This is a genomic window from Hoeflea sp. Naph1 (genome assembly GCF_046837775.1).
GTDB lineage: Bacteria > Pseudomonadota > Alphaproteobacteria > Rhizobiales > Rhizobiaceae > Hoeflea.
In genome coordinates this window covers 1,391,634-1,414,259 of record NZ_CP177286.1, presented here as the reverse complement: position 1 = coordinate 1,414,259, position 22,626 = coordinate 1,391,634, and the positions used below count along the sequence as shown (strand labels likewise).

General features: G+C 60.4%; 20 protein-coding genes and 3 pseudogenes. 8 read left to right on the top strand and 15 right to left on the bottom strand.

Features of this window, described 5'->3' with window-relative positions:
• The first annotated feature begins 52 nt into the window (after window positions 1-52).
• Window positions 53-1,217: pseudogene (locus ACK6D9_RS06650) on the top strand (IS3 family transposase).
• A gap of 33 nt (window positions 1,218-1,250) precedes the next feature.
• On the opposite strand, the pseudogene ACK6D9_RS06645 reads toward ACK6D9_RS06650, so the two are convergent.
• Both ACK6D9_RS06645 and ACK6D9_RS06640 read right to left on the bottom strand, forming a co-directional pair.
• Window positions 1,251-1,487, bottom strand: a pseudogene (locus ACK6D9_RS06645) (IS481 family transposase); the annotation flags it as partial.
• 56 nt (window positions 1,488-1,543) lie between these two features.
• Window positions 1,544-2,758, bottom strand: coding sequence for an IS256 family transposase (locus tag ACK6D9_RS06640; RefSeq protein WP_412051083.1), 1,215 nt, complete (start codon window positions 2,756-2,758; stop codon window positions 1,544-1,546).
• A gap of 64 nt (window positions 2,759-2,822) precedes the next feature.
• Between ACK6D9_RS06640 and ACK6D9_RS06635 the strand changes: the two are divergent.
• Window positions 2,823-3,215: pseudogene (locus ACK6D9_RS06635) on the top strand (DDE-type integrase/transposase/recombinase); the annotation flags it as partial.
• Between the two features lie 21 nt (window positions 3,216-3,236).
• Here ACK6D9_RS06635 and ACK6D9_RS06630 read toward each other — a convergent pair.
• Window positions 3,237-4,030, bottom strand: a protein-coding gene (locus ACK6D9_RS06630; RefSeq protein WP_412051755.1) for an IS5 family transposase whose coding sequence is annotated in 2 segments (ribosomal slippage) — window positions 3,237-3,688 and window positions 3,688-4,030 — 795 coding nt in all. Because the reading frame shifts where the segments join, the coding sequence is not laid out codon by codon here.
• On the bottom strand, window positions 4,009-4,215 hold the full coding sequence (locus ACK6D9_RS06625; RefSeq protein ID WP_412051082.1) for a hypothetical protein: 207 nt from the start codon (window positions 4,213-4,215) through the stop codon (window positions 4,009-4,011). The genes ACK6D9_RS06630 and ACK6D9_RS06625 overlap by 22 nt, the downstream gene beginning before the upstream one ends.
• A gap of 569 nt (window positions 4,216-4,784) precedes the next feature.
• Here ACK6D9_RS06625 and ACK6D9_RS06620 point away from each other — a divergent pair.
• Complete coding sequence (locus ACK6D9_RS06620; protein ID WP_412051081.1) at window positions 4,785-5,615, top strand: crotonase/enoyl-CoA hydratase family protein; 831 nt, start codon at window positions 4,785-4,787, stop codon at window positions 5,613-5,615.
• Between the two features lie 108 nt (window positions 5,616-5,723).
• Here the strand turns inward: ACK6D9_RS06620 and galE are convergent, their stop codons facing one another.
• The 3 genes from galE to mscL form a co-directional block, all read right to left on the bottom strand.
• Window positions 5,724-6,716, bottom strand: coding sequence for a UDP-glucose 4-epimerase GalE (gene galE / locus ACK6D9_RS06615; RefSeq protein ID WP_412051080.1), 993 nt, complete (start codon window positions 6,714-6,716; stop codon window positions 5,724-5,726).
• An 83-nt stretch (window positions 6,717-6,799) separates the two neighbouring features.
• On the bottom strand, window positions 6,800-7,966 hold the full coding sequence (locus tag ACK6D9_RS06610; RefSeq protein ID WP_412051079.1) for a pyridoxal phosphate-dependent aminotransferase: 1,167 nt from the start codon (window positions 7,964-7,966) through the stop codon (window positions 6,800-6,802).
• Between the two features lie 196 nt (window positions 7,967-8,162).
• Window positions 8,163-8,576 carry a large conductance mechanosensitive channel protein MscL gene (mscL, locus tag ACK6D9_RS06605; protein WP_267655246.1) on the bottom strand — a complete coding sequence of 138 codons (414 nt, stop codon included), beginning with the start codon at window positions 8,574-8,576 and terminating at the stop codon, window positions 8,163-8,165.
• Window positions 8,577-8,810: 234 nt separating this feature from the next.
• On the opposite strand from mscL, the gene ACK6D9_RS06600 reads away from it, so the two are divergent.
• Complete coding sequence (locus ACK6D9_RS06600; protein ID WP_322989945.1) at window positions 8,811-12,311, top strand: hybrid sensor histidine kinase/response regulator; 3,501 nt, start codon at window positions 8,811-8,813, stop codon at window positions 12,309-12,311.
• 70 nt (window positions 12,312-12,381) lie between these two features.
• Here ACK6D9_RS06600 and ACK6D9_RS06595 read toward each other — a convergent pair whose 3' ends face one another.
• From ACK6D9_RS06595 to ACK6D9_RS06585, 3 genes are all read right to left on the bottom strand, one after another.
• Window positions 12,382-13,044, bottom strand: a complete 663-nt coding sequence (locus ACK6D9_RS06595) for a response regulator (protein ID WP_267655244.1) — start codon at window positions 13,042-13,044, stop codon at window positions 12,382-12,384.
• A 66-nt stretch (window positions 13,045-13,110) separates the two neighbouring features.
• Window positions 13,111-13,419, bottom strand: coding sequence for a hypothetical protein (locus ACK6D9_RS06590; RefSeq protein WP_412051078.1), 309 nt, complete (start codon window positions 13,417-13,419; stop codon window positions 13,111-13,113).
• 222 nt (window positions 13,420-13,641) lie between these two features.
• Complete coding sequence (locus ACK6D9_RS06585) at window positions 13,642-14,079, bottom strand: hypothetical protein (protein WP_412051077.1); 438 nt, start codon at window positions 14,077-14,079, stop codon at window positions 13,642-13,644.
• Between the two features lie 136 nt (window positions 14,080-14,215).
• Between ACK6D9_RS06585 and ACK6D9_RS06580 the strand changes: the two genes are divergently transcribed.
• Window positions 14,216-14,563, top strand: a complete 348-nt coding sequence (locus tag ACK6D9_RS06580; protein WP_412051076.1) for a DUF952 domain-containing protein — start codon at window positions 14,216-14,218, stop codon at window positions 14,561-14,563.
• Entirely contained in the window at window positions 14,560-15,642 is a 1,083-nt protein-coding gene (locus ACK6D9_RS06575; protein ID WP_412051075.1) for a quinone-dependent dihydroorotate dehydrogenase, read from the top strand. Before ACK6D9_RS06580 ends, ACK6D9_RS06575 begins: the two co-directional genes overlap by 4 nt.
• 11 nt (window positions 15,643-15,653) lie before the next feature.
• Here ACK6D9_RS06575 and ACK6D9_RS06570 read toward each other — a convergent pair whose 3' ends face one another.
• Window positions 15,654-17,006: an MATE family efflux transporter gene (locus ACK6D9_RS06570; RefSeq protein WP_412051074.1), complete on the bottom strand. Its 1,353-nt coding sequence runs from the start codon at window positions 17,004-17,006 to the stop codon at window positions 15,654-15,656.
• 99 nt (window positions 17,007-17,105) lie between these two features.
• On the opposite strand from ACK6D9_RS06570, the gene ACK6D9_RS06565 reads away from it, so the two are divergent.
• Window positions 17,106-18,029 (top strand): histone deacetylase, encoded by a 924-nt coding sequence (locus ACK6D9_RS06565; RefSeq protein ID WP_412051073.1) that lies wholly within the window; start codon window positions 17,106-17,108, stop codon window positions 18,027-18,029.
• Between the two features lie 9 nt (window positions 18,030-18,038).
• On the opposite strand, the gene ACK6D9_RS06560 is transcribed toward ACK6D9_RS06565, so the two are convergent.
• The 3 genes from ACK6D9_RS06560 to ACK6D9_RS06550 all read right to left on the bottom strand — a co-directional run bounded on the left by ACK6D9_RS06560 (window position 18,039) and on the right by ACK6D9_RS06550 (window position 20,997).
• Window positions 18,039-18,305 (bottom strand): DUF6460 domain-containing protein, encoded by a 267-nt coding sequence (locus tag ACK6D9_RS06560; RefSeq protein WP_267655237.1) that lies wholly within the window; start codon window positions 18,303-18,305, stop codon window positions 18,039-18,041.
• Between the two features lie 67 nt (window positions 18,306-18,372).
• The gene (locus ACK6D9_RS06555; RefSeq protein WP_412051072.1) at window positions 18,373-19,983 is read right to left on the bottom strand and encodes a cisplatin damage response ATP-dependent DNA ligase; all 1,611 of its coding nucleotides are present in this window, start codon (window positions 19,981-19,983) and stop codon (window positions 18,373-18,375) included.
• Between the two features lie 3 nt (window positions 19,984-19,986).
• Entirely contained in the window at window positions 19,987-20,997 is a 1,011-nt protein-coding gene (locus ACK6D9_RS06550) for a ligase-associated DNA damage response exonuclease (RefSeq protein ID WP_412051754.1), read from the bottom strand.
• Window positions 20,998-21,103: 106 nt separating this feature from the next.
• Here ACK6D9_RS06550 and ACK6D9_RS06545 point away from each other — a divergent pair, with 106 nt between their 5' ends.
• Window positions 21,104-22,108 (top strand): methyltransferase domain-containing protein, encoded by a 1,005-nt coding sequence (locus tag ACK6D9_RS06545; RefSeq protein ID WP_412051071.1) that lies wholly within the window; start codon window positions 21,104-21,106, stop codon window positions 22,106-22,108.
• A gap of 36 nt (window positions 22,109-22,144) precedes the next feature.
• Here ACK6D9_RS06545 and ACK6D9_RS06540 read toward each other — a convergent pair whose 3' ends face one another.
• Window positions 22,145-22,606: a carboxymuconolactone decarboxylase family protein gene (locus ACK6D9_RS06540; protein ID WP_412051070.1), complete on the bottom strand. Its 462-nt coding sequence runs from the start codon at window positions 22,604-22,606 to the stop codon at window positions 22,145-22,147.
• Between the last annotated feature and the right edge of the window lie 20 nt (window positions 22,607-22,626).

Here is a 22,626-nt window from a genome sequence, read left to right as displayed (position 1 = left end):
GAAAGTGGTCCACCAACTGGGATAGATTATCCCTCAAATTGGAGGATCAGCGATGGCTGGAAAACGAGATAAGCCGGAAGAGATTGTATCGAAGCTTCGGCAGGTTGAAGTTCTGCAAGGGCAAGGTGCGACGATTGCTGACGCGGTGCGCCAGATCGGCGTGACACAGCAGACGTTTTATCGATGGCGGAAGCTCTATGGCGGGATGCAGCGATCTCAACTCACTCGGCTGAAAGAGCTGGAGAAGGAGAACCAGCGGCTTCGGCGGGCGGTGTCTGACCTGACACTGGACAAACTCATCCTGACCGAGGCGGCAAAGGGAAACTTCTAAGCCCTTCGCGTCGTCGCAAGTGCATCGACCATGTGCGGCGGGAGCTCGGCGTATCGGAACGCCGCGCCTGCCGCACGCTCGGACAACACCGATCCACACAGCGCAAGGTGCCACAGGGCCGGGCAGATGAAGAACGGCTGACCGATGATATCATCGAACTGGCCGACAAGTACGGGCGCTATGGGTATCGCATGGTCACCGGTCTGCTGAACAACGCGGGCTGGCAGGTAAACCATAAGCGGGTTGAGCGCATCTGGCGGCGTGAAGGGCTGAAAGTGCCACAAAAGCAGAAGAAAAAGGGGCGGCTTAGGCTGAACGACGGATCATGTGTGCGTCTCAGACCGGAACGGCCAAACCACGTCTGGTCCTACGACTTCGTCCAGGATCGAACCGCTGACGGCCGCGTCTATCGGACGCTGAATATCATCGACCACTGCCCGGCAGGCGTTTGCTTGCAAACGGCGAGAGGGAATACACCAGGGAGGCACTCATGATCCGCGTGGACCGCAAGCTCAACTCAACGGACGTGCTGGATGCTCTGACAGACCTATTCATCCTGCGCGGCCCGCCGGAATACATTCGGTCGGACAATGGGCCGGAATTTATCGCCCAGAAGGTGCGGGATTGGATTGCAGCTGTTGGAGCCAAGACGGCCTACATAGAGCCAGGCTCACCATGGGAGAACGGATACTGCGAAAGCTTCAACGCCCGGTTCCGCGACGAGCTGCTGAACGGCGAAATTTTCTACAGCCTAAGGGAGGCGCAAATCCTGATCGAGCAATGGCGTATCCACTACAACACCGTCAGGCCGCATAGCGCTCTGGGCTACCGCCCGCCCGCGCCGGAAAGCATTGTCCCGATGGACCAGACGCCCATGATGCACTAACAATCAAACCGGGCCACCTGATGGGGGCACGCCATGAACCTTGCGCATCCTTGTTCCGCGCGGCAGCCGGTTTAGACCATGGCGGCGCAAGATGCGCGAAACGGTGGCGTCAGACATCTTGATGTCGTGGTAACGCGCAAGATACCAAACAATCCGCATCGGGCCGAGGTGATATTTGCGGCGCAGATAAAGCACCTTTTCTTCACGCTCAGGGGACGTTCTATTGGCATGCCACTTGGGGATCGGCGGTGCGTTGATCAGACCAGCCTCAGGGAGTGTCATGAACTCTGTGTATCTGGCCCGGCCCATGGGGGGGTCAGATATGGTCACGCATTGAAGCGCTCGTCGAACATGATAGCGAATTGATTGCGGGCAGCAAACCATTCGCGGACATTTCTGCCGCCTTTCTCAAAGTTGCGGATGGCCAGATAGATCAGTTTTGTGGCGGCTTCTTCGGTCGGGAATGATCCGCGCGTCTTGATTGATTTGCGGATCACGCGGTTCAGGCTTTCGATGGCATTCGTTGTATAAATGATCTTGCGGATCGCCGGATCGAAGGCGAAGAACGGGATCACTTCGGCCCAGGCCCTCCGCCAGGCCGGGCCTATGGAAGCGTATTTTCCGGCCCATTTCCCCTCGAACGCGTCCAACTCGGCCGCCGCTTGGTCGGCGGTCGCAGTGCTGTAAATCCGGCGCAGATCAACGGCCACGATCTTGCGGTCCTTCCAACTGCAAAAGTTCAGGGAATGGCGCACCAAATGCACGATGCAGGTCTGCACCGTAGCTTCCGGAAAGGCTGCGGTAATAGCCTCAGGAAAGCCCTTGAGCCCGTCCACAACAGCGATCAGAATGTCCTGCACACCCCGGTTTTTCAGTTCGGTCATCACCGACAGCCAAAACTTGGCCCCTTCATTGTCAGCGATCCACAGGCCCAACACCTCACGCACACCGTCGCGTGAGACGCCCAGGGCTATGTAGACGGCTTTGTTCTTGACCATACGGCTATCAGCGTCACGGATTTTGACCCGCAGTGCGTCGAAGATGACGATGGGATACATCCGCTCCAGCGCCCGTAGTTGCCATTCCCGAACCTCGTTCAGCACGGCGTCCGTCACGCGGCTAATCAGGTCGGGCGAGACCTGCAGGCCATAGACATCTTCGAGATGGGCGCGGATGTCTCGCACCGTCAGCCCCGCCGCGTAGAGACCGATGATCTTGTCATCCATCCCGTCGATCCGGGTCTGGCCCTTCCTCACCAACTCCGGCTCGAAACTGCCATCCCGGTCCCGCGGCACGGCAATCGGCACTTCGCCGTCTTGGCTCTTCAGGCGCTTGCTGGATGTGCCGTTGCGCCGGTTGGATTGGTCGCGCGGCGCGTCCTTGCCCTCTTCATAGCCCAGATGCGCCGTCAGCTCGGCACCCAGCATCCGCTCCATGAGCTTGATCCTGAGCTCTTTCATCAGCCCGGCATCGCCAAGCAAATCTTCAGGCCGCTCGCAGCCCTTCAGAAGTTCGTCAAGCAGTTCCTTGGAAATCGTCATCGTCCTTGCTCCTCTCAAGAAGCATGGACCAAAGCGCAGTTACACAGAAGACCGGACACTCTCATCATGTGTGCGTCTCAGACCGGAACGGCCAAACCACGTCTGGTCCTACGACTTCGTCCAGGATCGAACCGCTGACGGCCGCGTCTATCGGACGCTGAATATCATCGACGAATACACCAGGGAGGCACTCATGATCCGCGTGGACCGCAAGCTCAACTCAACGGACGTGCTGGATGCTCTGACAGACCTATTCATCCTGCGCGGCCCGCCGGAATACATTCGGTCGGACAATGGGCCGGAATTTATCGCCCAGAAAGTGCGGGATTGGATTGCAGCTGTCGGAGCCAAGACGGCCTACATAGAGCCAGGCTCACCATGGGAGAACGGATACTGCGAAAGCTTCAACGCCCGGTTCCGCGACGAGCTGCTGAACGGCGAAATCTTCTACAGCTTAAGAGTCGGTCCGGAAAGTTGTTCATTTTGAACAGAGCCTTCGCAGCATGAGGCGGATAGACGCGAGTTTGAGAAAGGCGAGCGCGTTGCGCGAAAGGTTCTCGAAGTCCTTTGCCAGCCTGCGGCATCGCCCAAGCCACGCGAAAGTCCGTTCGACCACCCAGCGTCTCGGCAGAACCTCAAAACCCTTGACGATGTCGGATCGCTTGATGATCTTGATCGCCAGCCCGGGCATGGCCTTCTTCTGACCCTTGGCGAAGACAGGTCCCTGATAGCCACCGTCCGCAAAGAGTTTCTTCAAAAACGGATAGCGCCCGAACAACGTCTTGATGACCAGCAGGCCGCCGTCGCGGTCCTGGATGTCGGCTGGATGAACCAGCGCATGCAGCAGCAGACCTACCGTGTCGACAAGGATATGCCGCTTCTTACCCTTGACCTTCTTCCCCGCATCATACCCGCTCGGGTCGATACAAGCCCCCCTTTTTCCGCGCCTTTGACGCTCTGGCTGTCGATGACCGCCGCTGTCGGGCTAGCCTCGCGTCCCATCGCCTCGCGGCATTTCACATAAAGCTCCTGATGAATACGGCCGAGTGTGCCGTCCCAGTTCCAAAGGTCGAAATAGCTGAACAGGGTGCTCTTCGGCGGCAAGTCCTTCGGAACAGCCCGCCATTGGCAGCCGGTGCTGAGAACATAAAGCAGGCCGTTAAGAACCTCGCGCACATTGACCTCACGCCTGCGGCCACCCCGCTTGGCAGGAGGTATCAAAGGCTCGACCAGCGCCCATTCCGCATCCGTCAGATCGCTGGGATAGCGCAGACCATCCCGATTGTATTTCCCACGTCACGATCCACAAAGGAAATAAATGCCATTGGGACTTCAAAGGCTGCAGCTGCTAAAGCTACGATGGCATCGAATTCTGGCGTAGATTCCGTATCCAGTATTTTCAGTTTGTGAAGCGCTTCAAGTCGCTCGGCTTCATTATGTGGAACGGGATAATCCATTTGGGTACCTACTGCATTCAACTCAAACCAAACTCGAATGACAATCCTCCAATGCGTCTTAACATTCTGACAATTCAGCCCCCTGTTATTGGCGCTCACGCAGATGTGCTGGCTAGAATTGGCGACCTCATGTTCCGTTGAATTTGATGAAATGCCCCCAACTCTGGAACAAAGTGCCCGTGATCGCATCTACTTGTACTTGATGCGCACTAAGTCCCACATCTGAGCTGTCTCCGACCCGCGAACAATGCCAAGCCTTGCAGTTCGTATGGGTCCACGCTATGGGTACACATCGCTTAATTTCGGCGGTTAAGAATCCTTGTTTTCCGGGTGTTTGTGAGTAGATTTGACAGAGTTCGAATCTCTCCGGCAGCACCAGTATTATGTTCCAGGAATCCAGTAATCCCCCGCCATGGGCACGGCATTGTTGATGTCCGGCGCCTTGCGAATCGGTCGCGTGGCTGCGAACGCGACTATTGTTGCGAAACAGTGAGGCGCGTGAGGTTGCTGGATCCAACGCTATCTCGAAACGGAATCACGCGATAAAATAGCGGCAAAGGGGAATCGCCATGACCTATGCCTGCTTCACGCTCGAAATTGCTGACCACATTGCCCATATCCGCTTGAACCGGCCCGACAAGGCCAATTCGATGACGCTGGATTTCTGGCGCGAGCTGCCGCAGGCGATCGACCAAATTTCGGCGGACGCGGAAGCGCGGGTGATCGTCATTTCATCCGAAGGCAAGCATTTCACATCGGGCATGGATATTTCAGTGTTCATGAGCGGGGCGCTTGATCGCGATCCGGCCAACATGCATGTCTCGGCGGAGACCTTCCGCCACAAAATCAAGAAGTTGCAGGATACCTTCTCCTGCCTCGCGCGGGCGCGGCAGCCGGTGCTGGCGGCCATTCAGGGTGGCGCGATCGGCGCGGGCGTCGATCTGGTGACCGCCTGCGATTGTCGCTACGCATCGCAAGACGCCTTTTTCGCGGTGCAGGAAACCGCCATCGGCATGACCGCCGATGTCGGCACCTTTCCGCGGCTGCTGCGGCTTATTCCCGAGGGCTGGGCACGGCAGATGGTCTATACCGCCGAGCGGCTTCCCGCCGACAAGGCTAGGGAAATCGGACTGGTCAACGAGGTGTTTGACAGCCACGAAGCGCTGCTTGACGGGGTCATGGCAATCGCTCGAAAGATTGCCGAGCACTCGCCGCTGGCTGTTGCCGGATGCAAGACCATGGCCAACTATGCTCGCGACCACTCAACCGCCGACGCGCTCGACTATGTGGCGGTATGGAACGCCGCCATGCTGCGCCCCGATGACATCAAGGAAGCCTATATCGCCCGCGGCGAAAAGCGCGCGCCGATTTTCGCCAACCTCAAACCACTTACGGACTGAGAAGCCGGAGGCCGTTGTCCGGTTTCACCCAGTAGGCCCGGGGTAACCCGCGAGCGACGCTTCCGGCAGGAATACCCCGTGGTTCGGGCTGTTGGCACTGCTGCAATCCTATTTGTGATTGCGGCGAGCGAGCGACGCTTCCCAGGCCAGCGCGCTGCCGACGATCTCGTCGAGAGAGTCATGGCGGGGGGTCCAGTCGAGTACTGTCCGCGCCCGGGTGGAATTTGCGACCGAGGTGACGATGTCGCCCGTCCTTCGCGGGCCACGATGGATTTTAAAGTCACGGCCGCTGCCCCGGCGAACCGCGTCGAGTACCTCCTGGACAGTGTAGCCACGCCCATAACCGCAATTGGCCACAAGGCTATCACCGCCGCGCCGCAGGTAACCGAGCGCATCGAGATGAGCCGCAACCAGATCGGTGACGTGAATGAAATCACGCACGCAGGTGCCGTCCCGTGTCGGATAATCGGTGCCGAACACCTCGATCGCCTCGCGTTTGCCCATCGCCGTTTCTGTCGCCACCTTGATCAGGTTAACCGCGCCGCGGGTCGACTGTCCAGTGCGGCCTTCCGGATCAGCGCCCGAGACATTGAAATAGCGCAGCGCGACATAGCGGAAATCGTGAGCGGCGGCAGTATCACCGAGCATTGTTTCGGTCATCAGCTTGGAAGCGCCATAGGGCGATTTCGGGCAGGTCGGATCGGTTTCAGTGACCGGTCGATCGTCATCGGGGGTGCCATAAACCGCGGCGGTCGATGAGAAGACGAACTTCTTGACACCGGCGTCGATGGCGCTGCGGATCAGGCCGAGCGAGTTGGCAGTGTTGTTCTGGTAGTAGCTCAGCGGATCGGCGATGGATTCGGGCACCGAGATCGAGCCGGCGAAGTGAACGATGGCTTCGATCTCATGGGCCTTGAGGATGTCGGCCATCGCCGCTGCATCGGCGATATCGGCGCGGATCAGCCTGGCCTCAGGCGGGATGGCCCAGTCGAACCCGGTCGACAGCCGGTCGACGACGACCACGTCCTCCCCTGCATCAAGCAGCGCCCACACCATGTGGCTGCCGATATAACCGGCTCCCCCGGTAACCAGAACCGTCATGGCGCTTCCTCAATTATGCAACAACGAGCGCAGAATGGACGTCAAGTTTCAAGAAAACCTGAACGGTGCTTGCGATCGAGCCTCTACAGTGCAGAAATATAGGCCGCCAACCGACCCGCCGCCTCCTCGACTTGATCGAGCCTGCGCAGGAAACAGGCACGAAGGAAGCTGCCGCCGCCTGCGCCGAACGCGGTTCCGGGCGCGAGGCCGACATTGGCACGGTCAACAATATCAATCGCCGCCGCCTTGGTATCGGTAATCCCGTCGATGCGGAAAAACGCGTAAAAAGCGCCATCGGGCTTTTGCGTCACTACCCGGTTGGTGGCGGTCAGCGCGTCACAAAACAGATCGCGCGCTGCAGCCGCCCGCGCCACCTGGCTCTCGACATAGGCATCGCCGTGCTCGACCGCGGCCAGCGCACCTTTCTGCATGAACTGGGCGACGCCCGATGTCTGGTATTGAACGCTGTTTTCCAGCACCTGGATCAGCGATGGCGGGGCGACGATCCAGCCGACCCGCCAGCCGGTCATCGACCAATTCTTGGAGAATGTATTGACGAAGATGATGCGGTCATCGTCATCCATGATGTCGAGGAATGACGGCGCCCGCCCGCCGGCATAGAAAAACCGTGTGTAGATTTCATCAGCGATGATCCAGAGCCCGTGCTGGCGGGCCAGAGCAAGAATGGCTGTGAGGTCTTCGCGCGTCGCGGTCCAGCCGGTGGGGTTGGAAGGCGTATTGATGAACAACGCCCGGGTCCGGGGCGTGATGGCATTGGCGATCCGGTCGGGATCGATGCTCCAGCGCCCCTCGGCATAGTCAAGGGTTGCCGAGACCACGACGCTGCCGGACATCCCCGCGGCAGCCGAGAAATTGGGCCAGGCCGGGGTGATCTGGATGATTTCATCGCCCGGATCGGTCACCGCCTCGACGGCAATCTTGATCGCCTGCATGCCGGATCCGGTCACGCAGAAAGCATCGAGCGGCAGCGTCTTGTCAAAATGACGCGTGTAGTAATCCGCCAGAGCCTGCCTGAGTTCGGGAATACCGCGCTGCCAGGTGTAAAAGGTTTCGCCTGCGACAAGCGCATCGGCTGCCGGGCGGCTGATGAAATCGGGCGTCTTCTCGTCGCCCTCACCGGCCCAGAGCGGAATCAGGCCTTGCTTGACACGCCCATGATTGACGACGGCAACAATGCCGCTTTCGGGAGCCGCGATGGCGCGGCGACTGAGATGTTCAGCTTGGTTCATGACAAACTCCGTTTGCCCTTCTTAGGCCGATTCTCCGTGTCTCGCATCCACCCGCGGTTGATCAATCCATCGAAATCGCTGATAGGAGCGGTGGGGAAGCAATACCGTCACGAAAAAGCCCCGGACGCAAAGCGCCGGGGCCCGTTTTCGCGATTCACCGATGGCCGCAGCAACCATCAGGGAAACACAAGCGCTGTTACTTCTTCAGGAGATCGCGGATCTCTGTGAGAAGGGCAACATCGGCAGGCGGTGCAGCCGGGGCTTCCGGTGCGGCCTCTTCCTTGGCGCGGATCGAGTTCACCGCCCTGACCATCAGGAAGATGATCCAGGCAAGAATCAGGAAATTGATCAGGACCGTGAGGAAATTGCCGTAGGCAAGTACCGCACCCTGCTCCCTGGCTGCTTCCAGCGTCGAGGCTGTCACGCCACCGGCCAGCGGAATGAAGTAGTTGGCAAAGTCCAGACCGCCAAAGATGGCGCCGACGATTGGCATGATGATGTCATCAACCAGCGATTTGACGATAAGGCCAAACGCGCCGCCGATGATGACGCCGACCGCCAGGTCCATGACATTGCCCTTGGCGATAAACGCCTTGAACTCGTTCAGCATTTTGGTTGCTCCAAATAATGTGCGCTTTCCCTCGTTATATTGACCGGTCAAATTGCGCATATGACCTGACCGGCTTGGGCCATTCCTAGCATAATCGAGCAGAAAATTAACCACTAAAACCACTGATGCCGCAGGTTGTCGGCTAGTTCTGGCCTCGCCCAACCAAAGGCTGCCTTGTGCGGCTGTAACGAAGAGCTATGCTGGATTACGAAGGCGTGGAGGAGAGCGAAGTTCATGATGCCCGGCTGGCTGGTTTTCGGATCGGCGCTTTTCTACTTGTTGATGCTGTTTGCCATTGCCACTTATGGCGATCGCACGGCACGGCAACGACAACACCGAGCCGCCGGTCGGCCGATCATCTATTCTCTCAGCCTGGCGATCTATTGCACCTCCTGGACCTATTTCGGCGGGGTGGGCCTGGCCGCCTCGCGCGGGCTTGAATTCACGGCGATCTATATCGGCCCGATCCTGATGTTCACGCTCGGGATGCCTGTCCTGAGGCGCATCGTTACCCTGGCCAAGGCCGAGAAACTGACTTCGATCGCCGACTTCATGGCGGCGCGCTACGGCAAGAGCCCGATGGTGGCGGCGCTGGTGGCGCTGATCGCGGTGATCGGCACCATTCCCTACATCGCATTGCAGCTCAAGGCGGTGTCATCCTCAGTCGCAGTGATGGTCGACGCCGAGCAGTTGAGTAGGGTCACGGGAACCTTTTTCCTGTCCGACATCTCCTTCTTTGTGACGCTGGTGCTGGCGGCATTCGCCGCGATTTTCGGCACCCGGCACACCGATGCGACCGAGCACCAGGACGGGCTGATCCTCGCCATCGCGATGGAATCGGTGGTCAAGTTGCTGGCCTTCACGATGATTGGCCTGACGGTGGTGTTCTTCCTCTTTGACGGTCCCTCGGACCTGCTCAGCGCCGCCACGCAAAACACCAGCGTGATGACGGCACTGGCCTATGAGACCCCGCCCTTGCGCTGGGGTCTGTTGATCGTGCTTTCAGCCTTCGCCATCATCCTGCTGCCGCGCCAGTTCCATGTCACGGTAGTGGAAAACAGGACCGCGAGCGAACTCAAGCTGGCCGGATGGCTGCTGCCTTTCTACCTGGTTGCGATCAACATATTCGTGCTGCCGGTGGCGATCGCGGGATTGCTGCAATTTGGCTCGGGAGAGCAGAGCGACCTGTTTGTGCTGACCCTGCCAATGGCCAATGACCTGCCGGTGATCACGCTGATTGCCTTTATCGGCGGGTTTTCGGCGGCGACGGCCATGGTGATCGTCGCCTCGGTGGCTGTCGCCATCATGGTGTCAAACGACATCATCGTTCCGGTGATGCTGCGACGCCGAAATCGGGGCGGCCACAGTGGCGACTTTTCAGTTTCGATCCTGCGGGTCCGACGGCTGGCAATCGCCGGCATCCTGCTTTTGGGCTTCGCCTATTATCGCGCCGCCGACATCAATGCCGGCCTTGCCTCGATCGGGTTGTTGTCGTTTGCGGCGATCGCCCAACTGGCACCGGCGTTCTTCGGGGGGCTGCTGTGGCGTCAGGCCAATGCCCGCGGCACCATTGCCGGACTATCCGGCGGCATTGCGATCTGGGCCTATTTGCTGATGGTGCCAAGCCTTGGCGGTCCCGACAACAGTCATATCGCAGCAGCGATCCTGGATTTTGTCATTCCCGGCACGTATTCCTTTACCAGTCCCGCCGCCGATCCGCTGTTCAACTCGGTGGTGCTGAGCCTGATCGTCAATTGCCTGCTCTATGTCGGCGGATCGCTTTCGCGACGGCCGAAATCGATCGAGCGGATCCAGGCGGCGATGTTCATCCCGCAAAGCCGCCGTTTGACGACGTCCGGACGGAGCTGGAAAACCAAGGTAACGGTGGCTGATCTGAAGCAAACGATCAGCCGCTATCTCGGCCATGAGCGAACCGAACGTTCGTTCCATTCGCATGAGCGGGCGATCGGGCGCTGGATCAATGACCAGGATCCGGCCGACATGGGGTTGTTGCGGTTTGCCGAACAATTGCTCGGAAGCGCCATCGGCTCGGCGTCGGCCCGGCTGGTGTTGTCGCTGCTGTTCGAACGAACCGACGACATGCCCGGCGACACAGCCCGGCTGCTCGACGAAGCCTCCGAAGCCCTGCAATACAACCGCGATCTGTTGCAAACGGCGCTTGGGCAAATGGACCAGGGCATTACGGTGTTTGACAGTTCCAACCGTCTGACTGTGTGGAACAAGCGCTTCCGGGCGTTGCTGGAGCTTCCCGAACAGGCCGGCCAGGTCGGGTTTCCGCTGGAAAACATCATTTCAATTCTGGCCGCCCGCGGTGACATCGAACCCGGCAAGGAGCAGGAAGCGCTCGACCGTTTTTTGGTGATGGACGAAACATTCTCGCTGACCATCGGTCCCGACAAGAGGATCGTTGAAATCCGGTCGAACCCGATGCCCGACAGCGGCATCGTGACGACCTATGCCGACATCACCGAGCGGGTTGCTGCCGACATGGCACTCAAACAGGCCAACGAAACCCTTGAACAGCGCGTTTCCAAGCGCACAGCGGAACTGACAAGAGTCAACAAGGAACTTGAGAAGGCGCAACTGGCCGCCGAAGACGCCAATATCGGCAAGACACGCTTTCTCGCCGCCGCAGGTCACGACATTTTGCAACCGCTCAACGCTGCCCGGCTTTACTCCTCCACCCTTGTCGAAAGGATCGGCAACTCGGCCAACCGCAAGCTGGTGCAGAACATCGATTCCTCACTGGAATCGGTGGAGGCCATTCTTGGCGCTGTGCTCGATATTTCGCGGCTCGACACCGGGGCCATGAAGCCGCAACTGGCAAGCTTTCCGCTCAACGACCTGCTGTTGCGGGTGGTCACCGACTTTGCCCCGGTAGCGCGCGAGAAAAACCTGCGTTTCACGGTGATGCCAACCAGCGTTTATGTCCGCTCCGACCCAAACCTGTTGCGCCGACTGATCCAGAATCTGGTTTCCAACGCCATCAAATACACCCGCGAGGGCCGGGTGCTGGTGGGCGTCCGGCGGCGTGGCGACAAGGTGATCATTCAGGTGATCGATACTGGCATCGGCATTCCCTCGACCAAGTTCCGGACCGTGTTCAGGGAGTTCGCGCGGCTTGAGGAGGGCGCTCGGGCAGCATCCGGGCTGGGCTTGGGGCTTTCGATTGTCGACCGCATCGCCCGGGTTCTCAAGCATTCAGTCGATATCTCCTCGCAATCGGACAAGGGTACCGAATTTCGAGTCGAGTTGCCGGTGGAGACCAATATTGAACGCATCCAGACACCGCTCAATCGCAGCGGCGCCGATCAGATTACCGCCCACATGAAGGGACTTCGGGTGCTGTGTGTCGATAACGAACCAAAGATCCTGGAAGGCATGAAACTGCTTCTGAGCGGCTGGGGCTGCGTCGTGTTATCGGCAGATTCAATGAAGGAAAGCCTCGAGATCGCCGAGACGGAAGACGCACCGGACGCCATTTTTGCGGATTATCATCTTGATGATGGAACCGGAATCGAGGCCATCGTCGCGGCCCGCAAGGTGTGGCGGCGCGATATCCCGGCGGCACTGGTGACTGCCGACCGAACGCCGGAAGTGCGCAGCATGGCCGACGCCCACCACATTGCCACCCAGAACAAACCGATCAAGCCCGCGGCGCTCAGGGCCTTCCTCAATCAGGTCACCGCCACCCGGCGAAGCGCCGCCGAGTGATGCCTGCAGTAATCAACAACGTGAGAGCCAAAAGGCTTCAGCCCCTCGTGTCAGGACTGCGTCAGGAGATTCAAGATGCGTCGTTGTGGCCGAGAACTTCGGCACCAATCTTGGACAACTGGATGACAGCCTGCGTGCGGCTGTCGACTCCGAGCTTTTGCAGGACGGCGGAGACGTGCGCCTTGATGGTAGCTTCCGACACGCTAAGCTCATAGGCGATCTGCTTGTTGAGCAGTCCCTCGGCCAGCATGCCCAGTACCCGGCCCTGTTGCGGGGTCAGAGTCTGGATACGGGCAATCAGCGCAGCAATCTCCGGATCATGCTCGGAGCCCAGATCGACCCCGGGCGGGGTCCAGATTCCACCATCAAGCACCGTGCGAACGCCCTGGCGGATTCGTTCGATGCTGGCGGATTTGGAAATAAAACCGGAAGCGCCGAGTTCAAGCGAACGTCGCATGGTTGGCGGATCGTCGCTTGCCGAGACCACAACCACGGGCAGGCTGGGAAATTCGGCGCGGAAAGCGATGAGCCCCGACAGCCCGGAAACGCCGGGCATAGTCAGATCAAGCAGGATCAGATCAGCTTCGGGATGCGCTTCGGCCTTGGTGCGGGCGCCCTCCAAGTCGCCGGCCTCGAGAATGTTGACTTCCGCCTCAATTCCCTCCAGCGCCTGCCGCATCGCTCCCCGAAACAGCGGGTGATCATCAGCGATGATAAATGTCAATTGCGCCATGCAGTTCCCCTCCCGGTCGCGCTGCCGCAACCACACCAACCACGACGTCCGTTGGTCGGCGCCACTTTAACGGCGCGCCAACCGTTCGCGCAAGTGCGGCAGCCGGATGATGAACCAGATCACCGTCCATATATTGCCGAGAAACGGTATCGGCAGGATCCACAACAGTGCAACGACCGGTCGGGGCTCACACAGGCCGATGAGAACCGCCGCCAATACAAAACCAAGATAAAGGTCCGCCAGTGTCACAAGTCCCCAGGGCTCGGACGTTAGCCAAGCGCCCGCCGCGGTGAAAGATCCGTCCAGCAAAGCATAGACAATCAGGGCGGCAAGCATGAAAGCGGCTCCGGCGAGAGTAAATTGCAAAGCGCGCATGGCGGCAGTTCCCGTTCGACAGGTATCGGGCGCAGAAAATCCTTCGCTCGTGCAGATACATAGGCCAGATCGGTCCGCGCGGATGATCTGGCACTGCACTATCGGCCAAAGACTTCATTCCGCAGTTTGGAACAGCCGCGCCTATCTGCCGCAACATCACACACCGGTTGGGCACCCGAATCACCCGCAATCAGATCCAGTCAGCATCGGGTTAAGCCCATATCAGGTCCGGTCAGGCAGCGGTTCGGCCGGGTGGTTGGAGTCCAGATCGAACTCCTTGCGCAAATCCTCGGCCATGCCGAAAAAGCCGCGCATCATCTTTTTCATGACGCCAAGCGCGCGGTCGAGTTCGGCGTCGTCCGGGATATCGAGAGCAGCAGGAGCGTCCGCGTCAAGGCGCTGCTCCAGCGCGGCAACGCGGGCCGAGAGATCCGACAGCGCTTCCTCGAAGGCGCGGCGCTCGTCGGCTGCCAGTTTGCACACCAGTTGCCCGGATTGTTCGCGACAGATCGACATCTCCCCGGTCAGCGTATCCATGCGAACAAAACCGCTTTCGGTCTTTTCCATGGTGAAACGGTTTGCTATCGGCTCCTGCGAGAAGGCTTGGCCGGGGACAACCAGCATCAGAATAGCAAGAGAGATAACTGCAAATCGGGTCATGGTGACACACTCCTGTTTGCGCTTGGATCTGAAGCTGTCATGACATGCAATAACGACATTATCGAGAGCGGATCGCCAATTCCGCGAACCGGGACGCAAGATCAGTCCCTCAATCAGCGAAACGAGAGCAACAGCCATGCACCCGACGATTTACAAGATTGCGACCGAAACCATGTGGCAGGCTGCCGAGGCAGAAGGCCGGTTTACCGGCGCGCCGATCGATATTGCCGATGGCTACATTCATTTTTCCACGGGCGAACAGGCGATCGAGACCGTCCGGCTGCATTTCGCCGGTCAGGAAGATCTGGTGCTGGTGGCCGTCGATGCGGGCGCGCTGGGTGACAAGCTGGTGTTTGAGCCCTCGCGTGGCGGCGCGCTGTTTCCGCACCTGTATGCGACGTTACCGCTGTCGGCGGTCAAATGGGTCAAGCCGCTGCCGCTCGGGTCCGACGGCGTACATGTGTTTCCGGACCTGGCGCTGTGAGCAATTTTCTCGAGAGCCTGGCGCGCAACGCGCTGTTCACGCTGGATCCTGAAACGGCCCACGGGCTGTCGATCACCGCGTTGAAAAGCGGCATCGTGCCGGGGTGCCGCGCCGACCGCGATCCGCGGCTTTCGGTCACCCTCGCCGGGCTGAGTTTTGCCAACCCGCTCGGCATGGCGGCGGGCTATGACAAGAATGCGGAGGTCGGCCCGGAACTGGCGCGGCTGGGGTTCGGCTTTGTTGAGGTGGGAACCATTACCCCCAAACCGCAGGACGGAAACCCGAAGCCACGAATTTTCCGACTGACGCGGGACCGGGCGGTGATCAACCGGCTGGGGTTCAACAATCAAGGCCATGCCGCCGCGCTGGCACGGATTACCGCCCGGCCGCGGACAGGTCTGCTCGGGGTCAATATCGGCGCCAACAAGGACAGCACGGACCGTACCCAGGATTATGTCGAGGGGATCGCAACCTTCGCCGAAGTTGCAGATTATTTCACTGTCAACATTTCCTCGCCCAATACGCCGGGGCTGCGCAATCTGCAGACCCGCGCAGCACTTGGCGAGTTGCTGACACGGGTGCTCGCCGAGCGTGACCGGAAAGCGCGCCGGGTGCCTGTGTTCTTGAAGATCGCACCGGATCTCAGCGAATCCGATCTCGACGATATCGCCGCCGAATGCCTGGCGCAAAAGCTTGACGGGCTGATCGTGTCCAACACGACATTGTCGCGCAGCGGGCTTGCCGCCGATCCCAAGCAGAATGAGGCCGGCGGGCTTTCCGGGCGGCCGCTGTTTGAACGCTCGATCATTGTGCTGGCAAAGATGCGCCAGCGGCTCGGCAGCAGCATGCCGCTGATCGGCGTCGGCGGCATCGACAGCGCCGAGACGGCTGCAGAGAAGATCCGCGCGGGCGCCGATCTGATCCAGCTTTACACCGGGTTCATCTATGGCGGACCGATGCTGCCAGCCAGGATCCTGCGCGATCTGTCGCGGCTGTGTGACCGGGAGAATCTCGCACATCTTTCGGACCTGCGCGACAGACGGACAGCGCATTATGCGGGCTTGCCGATTCCTGACTGATCACCTCCAGCCTAAGCGGCAGGAAACGCCTGATCCATCCGCCGCGGCAGCAGCGCAAGCAGGGTGAAACCGCGCAGGGCGAGGAAGATGTTGAAGGCGATCCACAGGCCGAGATTGCCCCAGATTGCAGACAGCGCCAGCGACAGCCCGATAAACAGCACCAGCGAGACCAGCATCATGTTGCGCATGTCGCGTGACCAGGTGGCGCCGATAAAGACACCATCCATCTGGAACGCCAGCACCCCGGAGAGTGCTGTCAGGGCCGCCCAGAACAGGTACAAGTCGGCCTCGCTACGTACCGTCTCCAGCGTCGTCATCAGCGCCACCACGTCGGCGCCGAAAAACAGGAAAAAGGCGGTGGTGAAGCCAGCAAGGCCAAGCCCCCAGTAAAGCGTCAGCCTGACTGCCTTGACCAGTGCCGGCCGGAAGCCCGCGCCGACCGCGCGGCCTGAAAATTGCTCGGCGGCGGTGGCAAAACCATCAAGATAATAGCCCGCGACCATAAAGAAGTTCATCAGAATGGCGTTGGCTGCGAGCGTCGTCTCGCCAAAGCCGGTGCCCATGCGGGTGAACCAGGCAAAGCCCGCGATCAGCGCAAAGGAACGGATCATGATATCGCCGTTGAGCGCCATCAGTCTGGCAATCGCCGTCCGGTCGATGATTCTGCTCCAGGATGGCGTATCGGCACGGTCGAAATTGCGGTGGATGATGGCAAAACCAACGGCACAGCCGACGATCTCGGCGGTCACCGTGGCCCAGGCGACCCCCTCGAGCCCGTAATCGAGCCCGAGCGCGAGCCAGATCGACAGCACGATGTTGACACCGTTGATAACGGTTTGAAGGAACAGCCCGGTGCCGCCCATGCCGCGGCCAAGCACATAACCAAGGATAGCATAATTGGCGAGGGCAGCGGGCGCCGACAGCGACCTGATGGTCAGGTAAGTCGCAGCCGCCGCGGCCACCTCGCCTTGCGCGCCCATGAACGCCAGACCCATTGTCAGCAACAGCGGGGTTACGGCGATCACGGCGACGCCGGCGACGGCGGCGATCGTCAGCGACCGCCAGAAAATCGCCTGTTCCTCTGTGGCATCCCCCCGGCCCATGGCCTGGGCGACAAGGCCGGTGGTGGAGGAGCGCAGAAAGTTGAACGAGGTGAAGACCAGATCGAACAGGATTGCGGCAATCGCCAGACCGCCAAGCAGCGCCGCATTGCCGAGCCGGCCGACCACGGCGGTGTCGACCAACCCCAGCAGCGGCGTGGTCAGGAAAGCCAGCGTCATCGGCACGGCAATCGCCAGCACCATGCGGTTGGTGACATCAAAGGCCCGTGAAGGCTGCGTGGCGGGCGTCTGAGCTTGCTTCATGGAAGTTTCCGTCGCCCGCGATGATTCGCGTCAGGGTTTTGGTGAAGATAACGTGCGGCCGGAAAATTGCACAGCGCGGGCATGGACGAAATCGCCAGGATGCGGCACATCACTGCCATGCCAGATCTCGCCATTGTTCACGCCCCTCTCTACGATGCCGGCTTTGCCCCCGGCCACCGCTTTCCGATGGGCAAATACACCCGGTTGATGGAACTGATCAAGGAGACCGGCCTGGGGTCGAAAGCGCATTTTCACACGCCGGCGCCGGCTTCGGCCGAATGGCTGTCGCTGGCCCATGACCGGACCTACGTCGATCAGGTGATCGCCTGCCGGGTTCCTGCGCTGATCGAACGCGAGATCGGTTTTCAGGTCGATCACCGGGTCAGTCTGCGCGCGCAACTGGCGACCGCCGGCACGGTGATGGCGGCGCGGCTGGCGCTTTCGGAAGGTTTGGCCTGCAACACTGCCGGCGGCAGCCACCATGCGCGGCATGCGCAGGGCGCCGGGTTCTGCACCTTCAACGATGTGGCGGTTGCAGCGCTTTTGCTGCTGGCCTATGGCGAGGTGAACCGGGTGCTGGTGATCGATCTTGATGTGCATCAGGGCGACGGCACCGCAGAAATTTGTGCCGGCAACCCGGCGATCCGCACGGTCTCGGTGCACAACGAGAAGAACTATCCGGTGCGCAAGCAGCAGTCGAGCATCGATATCGCGCTTCCCGACGGCGTCCGTGACGAGGCCTATCTGGAAACGCTTTCCTGGCTGCTGCCGCAAACAATCGACGGGTTTGCGCCGGATCTGGTGTTCTACAATGCCGGCGTCGACCCGCACGAGCACGACCGGCTGGGACGGTTGTCACTGACCGATCAGGGGTTGAAGGACCGCGACCGCCGGGTATTCGATTATTATCGCTCGCTTGGCATTCCCGTGGCCAGCGTGCTTGGCGGCGGCTACAGCCGTGACGCCGACGCGGTGGCGCGACGACACCTGCTTACCTTCGAGGCAGCGCTGGAACTGATCTGAAAATCGCGCCTATTTGCGCAGGTTGAGCAGCCGCATGACGATAAAGACCGGGATCACCACGCCGGCGCCGAGCGCCAGATAGGTGCCGAACCGACCGAGAGCGGCAAAACCGGTTTCCCACAAATTGACCGCGAAATCGCGGATCATGTAGAGGATGTCTTCCGGATACCAGTTGAACGCGGCCATGATCACGCCAACCACAAAAGATGCGACGAGCAGCTTGAGCGCCGTGCGCCCGGGCGTGTCGCCCAAAAATCGTGTCAGCCTGTCGCTCATGGTGATGGTTCCCGAATTCGTCGTTGCCCTCACATAGTCATGGCAGACGCGGCGGGCAAGTCCGCCATCACCGTGTGTCGATCATCCGTTCGAGCGTTTCCAGCCGATCGGCCTCGTGCGGCGGCTTGTCCCAGCGCAGGCGACTGATCCGCGGAAAGCGCATCGCGACACCGGATTTGTGGCGGCTCGAACGGTTGATGCCCTCGAACGCCACCTCGAACACCAGGCCTAAATCGGGTTCCGCGCGCACCGAGCGCACGGGGCCAAAGCGTTCGATGGTATTGGTGCGGACAAATCTGTCGATCTGCGTCAGCTCCTCGTCGGTGAAGCCGAAATAGGCCTTGCCGACCGGCACCAGTTCACCCGGTGCGCGCCAGACGCCGAAGGTGTAATCCGAATAGAATCCCGAACGCTTGCCGTGGCCGCGCTGAGCGTACATCAGCACCGCATCGATCAGGAACGGATCACGCTTCCACTTGAACCACTCGCCCTTGGGCCTGCCGGGCAGGTAGAGTGCCGTCTTGCGCTTGATCATCACCCCCTCGATCACCGTCAATGGCGGGTTAGCGCGAAGCGCTGCAAGCGCGTCCCAATCGGAAAAGGCAAGCATCTGCGAGCAATCAAAACGCGCCGGATCGAGCGTCGAGACAAGGGTTTCAAGTTGCGCCCTGCGCTCGACAAAGCTCAACCCGCGAAGATCCTCGTCGCCATCCTGGAGCAAATCATAGGCCCGGAAAAAAGCGGGATGGCTGCGCAATTGTTTTGCAGTCACGCTCTTGCGGTTGAGCCGCTGCTGCAGATCGGAAAAACTGCCGGTCTCGATCCCGCCATCCACCAGTCGTGCAACCAGCAATTCGCCATCAAGCGTACCATCAAAGCCGAAGGCATCGACGAGATCCGGGAAGGTTGCTGAAATGTCGTCGCCGGTGCGGGTGTAGAGCCGGTGAACCCCGCGCTCGGATGTCGCCTGTACCCGGATCCCGTCCCACTTCCATTCGGCAACGAAATCGGCCGGGTCCAGCTTTTCGAAATCGGATTTGTCGATGGCATGCGACAGCATCACCGGGCGGAACGGTGCGGCAGCGGCATTGACCGGCTTGGGAGCCCTGCCCTCGAGCCAGGCAAACAGCTCGAGATAGGGCGGGGCGAGCCCGTGCCAGAGCTCCTCGATCTCGTTGACATGGACATTGCCAAAGCCGGCCAGCGCCTGCTTGATCAACCTGCCGGACAGGCCCATACGGAAACCGCCGGTCACCAGCTTCAGCAGTGCATAGCGCCCCTGCCCATCGAGCCGGTCGAGCCAGTCCTCGACCAGCGCCGGACCGGCCTGGCGTGAAGCAGCGACAAGTGTCTCGACCACTTCGGTCAATCCCGGCGCATCGTTTCTGCCGGCGCGGTTGCCCGATTTCTGCGGCCAGGCCAAGGCGATGGTTTCGGCCAGATCGCCGACGTAATCATAGGAAAGCGCAAACAGCTCCGGGTCCATGCGGGCCGAGATAAGCGCGCGCAATTGCGCAGGCTTGACCGCGGGAATATCAAGATCGCGGGCAATCGCCGCCAGCGCATAGCCGCGCTCGGGATCTGGCACGGTGCGGAAATGCTCCTGCAGCAGCACGAGCTTGGCATTGCGCGAGGGCGTGAACGCCAGCATGTCGATAAGTTCGGCAAAACGGTTCATGGGTCAATCGCCCTCGTCTTCATAGCCGACCAGGTGCAATGGCCGGGCGGCGATGCCCTGCATCTGACACCAGCGCACCAAAGCTTCCTCGCGGCCATGGGTGACCCAGACTTCCGCCGGCGACATGGCCTCAATGGTTTGCGCCAGTTCATCCCAATCGGCATGATCGGAGATCACCAGCGGCAGTTCCACGCCGCGCTGGCGGGCGCGGGCGCGAACCTGCATCCAGCCGGAAGCAAAGCTGATCAGCGGATCGGGAAATCGTCGCGCCCATTTGTCGGCAAAGGCCGAAGGTGGACCGAGCACGATGGCGCCGGCAAAATCGCCCTTGGCGCTGGCTTCAACGGTAGCCGGGCGCAACTCGCCCAGGGCAATGCCCTGGCTTTCGTAATAATCGCACAGCTTTTGCAACGCGCCGTGGATGTAGAGCGGTTGCTGGTAGCCGGCATCGCGGATCAGCCGGATCACCCGCTGCGCCTTGCCGAGCGAATAGACCCCGACGAGATGCGCCCGCTCCGGGTTTCGGGCAAGCGAACGCAACAGTCGGGCGATTTCGCCCGTGGCTTCGGGGTGGCGAAACACCGGCAGCGCAAAGGTTGCCTCGGTGATGAAGACATCGCAGGGCACCGGCTCGAAAGCGGCACAGGTCGGGTCGGGTCGCGGCTTGTAATCGCCCGATGCGACAATGCGAAGGCCGTCCTTCTCCACCGAGATCTGCGCCGAGCCGAGCACGTGGCCGGCGGGATGAAATCGCACCGTGACATCGTTGATGCGGATTTGTTCGCCGATTCCCGCACCTTGCGTGGCGCCGGCGTGATCGTCGCCATAGCGGATTGCCATGATGTCGAGCGTTTCGGCGGTTGCCAGCACGTGGCCGTGGCCGGCACGGGCGTGATCAGCATGGCCATGGGTGATCAGTGCGCGGTCGACGCCGCGCACGGGATCGATGAAAAAATCGCCGGGAGGGCAATAAAGCCCTTCACGGCGGGGGATGAGTAATTGTTCCGGACGCATGGTCATATGGGCAAGGTAGGGCGGTGGAGGCCGGTGTGAAAGAGCTTGCGTTTTGCTGCGTGCGGCACCATAGGCGACATCACCACAAAAAATTTCCGGTTTCACAATGACCACGTTCCAGCTGTCCTCGGGCGATCTGACTGCCGATCGCCGCGCCCACTACGCTCATCTGTATGCCGAGGGCGGTGATCATGTGGCTGCGATCGACATGCAGACCCAGGCGCTGGCACTGGCGCCGGTCTGGGCCGCGGGCTGGCACAACCTGGGCAACTATCGCGAAGCCGCCGGCGACCTCAAAGGCGCCGCCGATGCCTGGCGCAAAGTGCTGGCGCTTTCGCCGGTCGATATATTCGGCGCGGGGCTGAAACTGTCGCTGACCGGACAGGCGGAAATGCCGCCGCTGCCGCCTTCCGAATATGTCGAAGCGCTGTTTGACGGCTACTCCGACCGCTTCGATACGGCGCTTGTCGAAAACCTCGATTACCGCGTGCCGGAGCTTTTGACTGCGCTGCTTGGCGAGGTGGCGGGGGAACGCGCACAATTTGCCGAGGTGATCGACCTGGGGTGCGGCACCGGGTTGTTCGGTGAGCAGATCCGGCATCGGACGTCCTGGCTGGAAGGGTATGATCTGTCACAGGGCATGCTGTCGAAAGCCAGCGGCAAGGCCGTCTATGACCATCTCGCCCAGGCCGATATCCTCTACGGCATCGCCGCCGCGCGCCAGGCAGGCGCCGTGCAGGCCGATCTTGTGGCCGCCGCTGACGTGTTTGCCTATTTCGGCGATCTCAACCCGGTGATGGCCGTCGCCACGAAACTGACAGCGGGCGGTGGATTGCTGGCCTTCTCTCTGGAAGCCGGCTCCGAGGGCTGCGACTGGCTGCTGCAACCATCGCTTCGTTATTGCCATGGCGAGCCTTACGTGCGGCGGCTACTCGACCAGCACGGTCTGGATCTGCTCAAGCTGTCACGTGAGCCAATCCGGCGCGATGGCGCCGACATTATCACCGGCCTGCTGGCCGTGGCCCGCAAACGCCCCGGCGCAAGCGCAGCCATGAGCACCAAAATCGCTGCTGCAACGCGGGCAACACCGCTGACCATAGCTCTCAACTAGGATTCATGGCAGCAATGCGGCCTGCGCAAATCGCCGTCAGGCAGCCGCAGCGGGCTGATCGATGGGATGCGGGCTGCGAAAGCCCACAGCAAGCCGGTTCCAGGTATTAATCGTGCTGATGGCCACGGTGATCTTCATGATTTCCTCGTCGCTGAAATGGGCCTTGAGCGCTTCAAAATCACTGTCAGGAATGCCGGTCTGGGCGATATTCGTCACCGCGTCGACCCAGCCAAGCAAGGCACGTTCGGCGGTATTGTAGACACCCGCTTCCCGCCAGACACTCATCAGGTTGATCCACTGTTCACTCAGCCCATCGTGACGGGATTCCTTGACGTGCATGTCGACGCAATAGGCGCAGCCATTGATGATCGACGCGCGCAGCTTGATCAGATTGATGAAGCGGCGATCAAGTCCGGAATTCTGGACATAATTCTCAAGCTGGACGACGGCCTTGAGCGCCTCGGGAGAGGCTTTGTAGAAATCAAGACGAGGATGCATGATTATCTCCTTTTCATTGA